Origin of the sequence: Parvibaculum sp., assembly GCF_049672805.1 — a bacterium.
Classification (GTDB): domain Bacteria; phylum Pseudomonadota; class Alphaproteobacteria; order Parvibaculales; family Parvibaculaceae; genus Parvibaculum.
In genome coordinates this window covers 1-5000 of sequence record NZ_JBATWS010000141.1, presented here as the reverse complement: position 1 = coordinate 5000, position 5000 = coordinate 1, and the positions used below count along the sequence as shown (strand labels likewise).

General features: G+C 60.1%; 7 protein-coding genes. 5 read left to right on the top strand and 2 right to left on the bottom strand.

The window, feature by feature from the left end; all coding sequences use genetic code 11:
* Positions 1 to 382 precede the first annotated feature (382 nt).
* Both dapA and smpB read left to right on the top strand, forming a co-directional pair.
* A complete protein-coding gene (gene dapA / locus WBF74_RS04550) occupies positions 383 to 1258 on the top strand; it encodes a 4-hydroxy-tetrahydrodipicolinate synthase (protein ID WP_424435832.1) in 876 nt (291 codons plus the stop codon).
* 25 nt (positions 1259 to 1283) lie between these two features.
* Positions 1284 to 1784, top strand: a complete 501-nt coding sequence (smpB, locus tag WBF74_RS04545) for an SsrA-binding protein SmpB (RefSeq protein WP_424435829.1) — start codon at positions 1284 to 1286, stop codon at positions 1782 to 1784.
* Between the two features lie 15 nt (positions 1785 to 1799).
* Here the strand turns inward: smpB and WBF74_RS04540 are convergent, their stop codons facing one another.
* Both WBF74_RS04540 and WBF74_RS04535 read right to left on the bottom strand, forming a co-directional pair.
* Entirely contained in the window at positions 1800 to 2513 is a 714-nt protein-coding gene (locus WBF74_RS04540) for a uracil-DNA glycosylase (protein ID WP_424435826.1), read from the bottom strand.
* A complete protein-coding gene (locus WBF74_RS04535; protein WP_424435823.1) occupies positions 2467 to 3087 on the bottom strand; it encodes an NYN domain-containing protein in 621 nt (206 codons plus the stop codon). Before WBF74_RS04535 ends, WBF74_RS04540 begins: the two co-directional genes overlap by 47 nt.
* Before the next feature lie 201 nt (positions 3088 to 3288).
* Here WBF74_RS04535 and folK point away from each other — a divergent pair, with 201 nt between their 5' ends.
* From folK to WBF74_RS04520, 3 genes are all read left to right on the top strand, one after another.
* Positions 3289 to 3819 (top strand): 2-amino-4-hydroxy-6-hydroxymethyldihydropteridine diphosphokinase, encoded by a 531-nt coding sequence (folK, locus tag WBF74_RS04530; protein ID WP_424435820.1) that lies wholly within the window; start codon positions 3289 to 3291, stop codon positions 3817 to 3819.
* Between the two features lie 108 nt (positions 3820 to 3927).
* A complete protein-coding gene (gene rpoZ, locus WBF74_RS04525) occupies positions 3928 to 4359 on the top strand; it encodes a DNA-directed RNA polymerase subunit omega (protein ID WP_424435817.1) in 432 nt (143 codons plus the stop codon).
* Positions 4360 to 4527: 168 nt separating this feature from the next.
* On the top strand, positions 4528 to 5000 hold a 473-nt coding region (locus tag WBF74_RS04520; RefSeq protein WP_424435814.1), incomplete at its 3' end, for an HD domain-containing protein.

Sequence of the window (5000 nt, the reverse complement as noted above, 5' to 3'; positions counted from 1 at the left end):
GAGCAAGAGCCAGAAAGAGGGCCAGAGATACCAATGAACCGGAAAGGCGCGCCTTGGGGGGGAAGGCCGCAATTCCGGGACGCTTCGTCGAGGACGGAGCTTTCAACATTCAAACCCGAACTATGTGACACGTTTTTCCTGGCGTCGGTCTGGGCCTCCCGGACCTGCGCTGCTGCCGCGAACGATCTGGCGGCCACCCATCTGCCTGCCTTTCCGTTCCTTTTTCAAGAGTAATCAGCAGACGCGCCCGGCTGCAACAGGAAGTCGCGGGAAACAGGGGCAGTTTCCTTGCCGGTTCCGATACTTGCGGTTATCTTGCGCGCCTTCGGGGACCGCCCGGAAATCTCCCCGTATCATCAATCGGGGCTATGGAGCCAAAGTCATGTTCAAGGGATCGTTCGTCGCACTCATTACCCCGTTCAAGAACGGCAAGGTGGATGAGGCTGCGTTCGTCAAACTTGTGGAGTGGCAGATCGAGCAGGGGACTCACGGGCTGGTGCCTTGCGGCACGACCGGCGAATCCCCGACGCTTTCCCATGAAGAGCACAAGCGTGTGGTGAAGCTCTGCATCGAAACGGCGCGCGGGCGCGTGCCGGTCATTGCCGGGGCTGGCTCCAACAATACGGTGGAAGCGATCGAACTCACCGCCTTTGCGAAGGAAGCAGGGGCGGACGCCGTTCTCAGCGTGACCGGCTATTACAACAAGCCGTCTCAGGAAGGCATCTATCGCCACTTCAAGGCGGTGAATGATGCCGTCGATATCCCGATCATCCTTTACAATATTCCCGGCCGCTCCATTGTCGATATCTCGCTCGAAACGATGACGCGGCTCTTCGAATTGAAGAACATTGTCGGCGTGAAGGATGCGACCGCAAATCTCGCCCGTGTGAGCCTTCAGCGTAATGCTATGGGGCCGGAGTTCTGTCAGCTTTCCGGTGAGGATGCGACGGCGCTCGGCTTCAATGCGCATGGCGGCGTTGGCTGCATCTCGGTCACGGCGAATGTCGCCCCGGCACTCTGTGCAGAGTTCCAGGAGGCAACGCTTGCTGGTGACTTCCGCAAGGCACTTGAAATTCAGGACCGGCTGCTGCCGCTCCATAACGCGCTTTTCCTCGATCCCAATCCGGCTCCCGTCAAATATGCGGCAAGCCTGCTCGGCCTGTGCGAGAACGAAGTACGCCTGCCGCTGGTGACAGCGAGTGCGCCGACGGAAGAGAAGGTGCGGGACGCGATGAAGAGCGCGGGGCTCCTCAACTGAGGGGCGGGAAGGAAACCCGCAGACCATGTCTTCCAAAAGTGGCGGCGCCAAGAAGAGAGCCAGTAACGATGGCCTCAAGATCATTGCGGATAACCGCAAGGCGCGCTTCAACTACAGCATCGAGGAAACCTTTGAAGCTGGCATAGAGCTCAAGGGCAGCGAGGTGAAATCCTTGCGAAACGGTCAGGGCAGCCTGAACGAAGCCTATGCTCATGCGACGAAGGATGGCGAGATCATGCTGGTCAACGCCTATATCCCCGTCTATCTGCAGGCAAACCGCTTCAACCATGAGACGCGCCGTCCGCGAAAGCTGCTGCTTCATCGCCGCGAGATCGACAAGCTGACGGCGGCCATTCAGCGGCAGGGCATGACGATTGTGCCGCTGCGCATGTATTTCAATGAAAAGGGCCGAGTGAAGGTCGAGATCGGGCTTGCCCAGGGCAAGAAGCTCGCCGACAAGCGCGAGACGCTCAAGGAGCGGAGCTGGGAGCGCGACAAGGCGCGGCTTTTGCGCGAAAAGGGCTGACGCCGGTCCCGGCGGTCAGCTATCGAGCCAGGTTTTCACGGCAGAAAATACGTCCTGAAACATTTCCGGCGTCAGACGGCGCGTATTCGTGTTGTAGCGCGAGCAGTGATAGCTGTCGAAAAGGCGCAGGCCCTCGCCAATGTCATGCGTCGCGCCATGCGCGAAAGGGGCGGAAGTCTTGCGGACAGCGCGGGCGGAGAGCACAGCGTCATGCGCAATGCGGCCGAGCGCCAATACGGCACGAAGGTTCGGCAGCGCCGCCATGCGCGCTTCCAGAAAGCGCCGGCAGGTTTTTGCTTCGGCGGGGGTCGGCTTGTTTTGCGGCGGCACGCAGCGAACGGCGTTGGTGATCATCGCGCCTGTGAGCTTCAGCCCGTCATCGGGCCGCGCCTGATAGGTGCCCTTCGCAAAGCCGAATTCCAGCAAGGTGCCGTAGAGAAGATCGCCCGCATAGTCGCCGGTGAAAGGCCGTCCGGTGCGGTTGGCGCCCTGTACGCCGGGGGCGAGACCGACAATCAGCAGTTGCGCTGCCTCGTCGCCGAATGAGGGAACGGGAGCATTGAACCAGTCCGGATGCGCGGCGGCATTGTCGTGGCGATAGGCCACGAGGCGGGGACAGAGCGGGCAGTCGAGCGGTGCTTCGGCAGGGTGGACGACGGAGGCAGGGCGAGGGGGCACAGGATCAGACCTTTGTGGGGGACGAAAAATCTCCCTCATCCTCGTCGTCATAGTCGTAATCGACATCATTGCGGAAGGCTGGCGCGGGGCGCTCGGAATGAGCACGGCCAATGACATCGCGCATGGTTTCGAGGTCGATATATTGATCGGCCTGGCGGCGCAGTTCGTCAGCGATCATGGGCGGCTGGCTGCGCATGGTGGAGACGACAGTGACGCGCTTGCCCTTGCGCTGCAGCGCTTCGACAAGGCGGCGGAAATCGCCATCGCCGGAAAAGATGATGAGATGGTCGAGCTTGTCGGACAGTTCCAGCGCATCAATCGCCAGTTCGATATCCATATTGCCCTTTATGCGGCGACGGCCCGTTGCATCCGTAAATTCCTTGGCGGGCTTCGTCACCACGGCATAGCCATTATAGTCGAGCCAGTCGATCAGCGGGCGGAGCGGTGAATATTCCTGATCTTCGAGCAGCGCCGTGTAATAGAAGGCGCGGATCAACGTACCCTTGCTGCGAAAATGTTCGAGAAGCCGCTTGTAGTCGATGTCAAAGCCGAGGCCGCGAGCTGCGGAGTACAGATTTGCGCCATCAATGAAGAGAGCCATTCTTTCATGGGGGTAATAGATCATTCAAAGTACTCCAGACAGATGGGCATTATGAGTAGAACCGGGGCGTGGCTCCAATCGCGCGGGAACGCTCGTATGGCACTCATCAGGCAATGTAGAGGACACTTATGGCGGGAACGAGCCATTGTGCAAGTTTTACGCGGGATTTAAGAGCTGGATGCCGTATCTCCGTTCAATTTTTCCGTGAACTCGTGATGGTTGTGCATGGCTGACATTCTCGTGGCGCTTGGCGCGAATCTGCCGGGCACGGAAGGAGGACCTGCGGACACGTTGCGGGCGGCTCTCCGCCTCATGCCCGGCATGGGCATCAAGGTGGTCCGCTGTGCGCCTTTCTATGTGACGCCCGCGCTGGCGCGTTATGAGCAGCCTGATTATGTTAACTCTGTTGCGGCGGTGGAGACCGCCCTGCCGCCGGAAGGGCTGCTTGCCATGCTTCACCGGATCGAAGGGCTGTTCGGGCGGGTCCGGCGCGGGCGATGGGCGCCCCGGGTGCTGGACCTTGATCTGATTGACTATCGGGGCCTCATCACACCGGGCCAGAGCGGGATGAGCGGGGTTTCCGGAATGCCGCTTGCCCTGCCGCATCCCGGGGTCGGGGAGCGCGGTTTTGTGCTGGTTCCGCTCCGCGATGTGGCGCCGAACTGGCGGCACCCCGTCACGGGAGAGGGGGTGGATCGGCTGATTGCCCGGCTTCCGGCTGCGGAACTGGCTGAAATCCGGCGGCTCGAGCGCTGAAAAATGGTCAGGATCGGGGCCTAAGAGCCTGCTTTTGCTTGCGTTCTGGCGGTCGAACCCCTACATAACAGGCCAAATCCTGATCCTGCTTACTGGAGTTATTGTCTCATGGCCCGCGTGACCGTTGAAGACTGCGTCGACAAGGTGCCCAATCGTTTCGAACTGGTGCTGCTTTCCGCTCATCGCGCGCGCGCCATGTCGGCGGGTGCGGAGCTGACGGTTGACCGCGACAATGACAAGAACCCCGTCGTGGCGCTGCGCGAAATTGCCGAGCGGACCATCACGCCGGACGATCTGCGTGAAGACCTGATCAGCAGCCTGCAGAGCCGCGTTGACACGGAAGAGCCCGAAGTCGAGAGCATGCAGCTTCTCATCTCGGGTGAGGCTGGCAGCGATGTGCAGGTGCAGGATACATTCGGTGCATCTGAACTGGGTGGCGAGCGCATGAGCGAGGAAGAGCTTCTTCGCGCCATTCAGACCCAGATCGACTCGCCGCAGCAGAAATCTGCAGATGCGGACGAGATGGACGCGGAAGACTGATCAGGCAGGGCCGGGCGCACGGCTTTCGGTCCAGAAATATTCGGTTCAAGCGCCGCCCGGCCGAAAGGTGAGGGGCGGCGCTTTTCATTTGTGCGCTACGAAGTGGTGTTAGGATCAGGCTGAACAGTGCAGCCAGAGAGAAAAGAAGGGAGTTCGAGAATTTCGAGGATGTTGCGTCAGTATGAGCTCGTTGATCGCGTGCTCGGCTACGATCCGAAAGCGGACGAAGCCCTGATCAACCGCGCCTATGTCTATGCCATGAAGCAGCATGGCAGCCAGAAGCGGGCAAATGGCGATCCTTATTTCTCGCACCCCATCGAAGTTGCCGGCATTCTCACCGATCTCAAGCTTGACACTGCGACCATCGTGACGGCGCTTCTGCACGACACAATTGAAGATACGGGCGCGACGATGGAAGAGCTGACAAAGCTCTTCGGCCCGCAGGTGGCCGCCCTTGTCGATGGCGTGACGAAGCTCACGCGGATCGAGCTGACTTCCGAACGATCCAAGCAGGCAGAAAACTTCCGCAAGTTCCTGCTTGCCATGTCGAATGATATTCGCGTGCTGCTGGTGAAGCTGGCTGACAGGCTTCACAATATGCGCACGCTGCACTTCATCTCCTCTGCCGAGAAGCGCCAGCG